Source organism: Ligilactobacillus pabuli, from assembly GCF_022836475.1.
Taxonomy (GTDB): Bacteria; Bacillota; Bacilli; order Lactobacillales; family Lactobacillaceae; genus Ligilactobacillus; species Ligilactobacillus pabuli.
Map to the genome: position 1 here is coordinate 1 of NZ_BQXH01000045.1, position 1,587 is coordinate 1,587.

The window sequence follows — 1,587 nt, forward strand, 5'->3', positions numbered from 1 at the left end:
GGCACGCCGCCAGCGTTCGTCCTGAGCCAGGATCAAACTCTCATTTTAAAGTTTGTGACTCATAAATTTTACTAGCGAAATTGACTTCGCAAATGTTTTTTTGCACTGATCATCAGATCAGTGACCTCACACATTTGATTTGTCGAAACTTTGTTCAGTTTTCAAAGATCTACAATAAGAATGTTTCAATGTTGTCAAGTGACAACTTCTTAAGTTTATCATTTCATCAATAACTTGTCAAGAAGAAATTTAATTTAATTTATTAAGTGAGCGAAGCGGATCAACCGCTTCAGTAACTTAACTGTCGCAACGACAACTTTTATAGTATATCAACTATTTTGAATGAAGTCAACAACTTTTTAAATTAAATTATCACAGCACCCTGTGCTTTGTGACAACGAATATAAATATACCGCTACAAATGCCCAACGTCAACAACTATTTTAAATTTTTTGAAAAAAGTCTACTTAGCTTAGTTAGAATGACCTAAATTATTAGCCGCTTGTCTCTCACCGGTTAAATATTAATTTACTAATTTATCTTATTATAAAATTCAATTCAGCAACTAAAAGATCATCCAGTCCCACCTTCACTAAGTTAATTCAGCACTCCATCTGGTTGTTTCTTCATAATTACTTTCAGCCTCGTTTACATTTTCCGCGACTTCTATCTTTGAACTACCATCCTTTAAAAAGAATGGATTCTGGGAACACAGCAAACTTATCGGTTAGATCACTCTAACTAAATAGACAGCGGTCACTGCTATTTACCACGGTACGTTCCATACCTTAGTTTCAATACTCGCCTAAACGAGTGCTTTTTCTTTGGTGGTTTGGGCTAGTCCATGGTGCAAAATATTTTGACTAGCATTAATGTCACGGTTTAAGTGCGTCCCACAGGTTGGGCAATCCCACTCTCTGATGGCTAACCATTCATGCTGATTTAAACTGTCAAATTGATGATTCTTTTGCCCACACTGATGGCAGATGCGACTCGTATTTTTGGGATCAACAAAGATCAGTTGCTTTCCATACCAGTCACACTTATATTTCAGCATGGTAACTAACTTACCCCAACCTGCGTTGGATATTGCCCGGGCCAGATGATGGTTTTTTTGCATTCCTTGTGTGTTGAGCTTTTCTACCACGATCACATCATAATTTTGCACTAACTGGGTCGTCAGCTTTTGTAGTCGGTCATAACGACGGTCACTGACTTGACGCTTGAGCTTAGCCGCTGTACGACGGGCCTGTTGGTAGCGCGGAAACTGTTTTAGACTAGTCCGTGGCAACAAGAGCTTTTCATGCTTATCAAAAGCCATTTCTTTCTGAGCATTTCGTCTACGACGGGCCACTTTGCGTTCCCAGATTCTGACTTGAGATTTAGCTTCAAGATCAAAATGCATTATATTGATTTTTTGTCCATTTGACAAAATCATCAGGTCATCTAGTCCTAGGTCAATCCCCACCACTTTATTAGTTTTAGTCTTGGGTTTGAAAGCTTGTTTTTCACTTTCAAGTAAGATGGTCGCATAATATTGACCTTGGGCATTGATCCGAATGGTTGCACGTTTAATTTTGCCATTTA

1 protein-coding gene is annotated in these 1,587 nt (G+C 38.4%); it reads right to left on the minus strand.

Annotation, left to right across the window (positions count from 1 at the left end; all coding sequences use genetic code 11):
- Positions 1-805: 805 nt before the first annotated feature.
- The coding region (locus tag LPAF129_RS10995; protein ID WP_244057171.1) for an RNA-guided endonuclease InsQ/TnpB family protein at positions 806-1,587 on the minus strand (782 nt) is incomplete at its 5' end.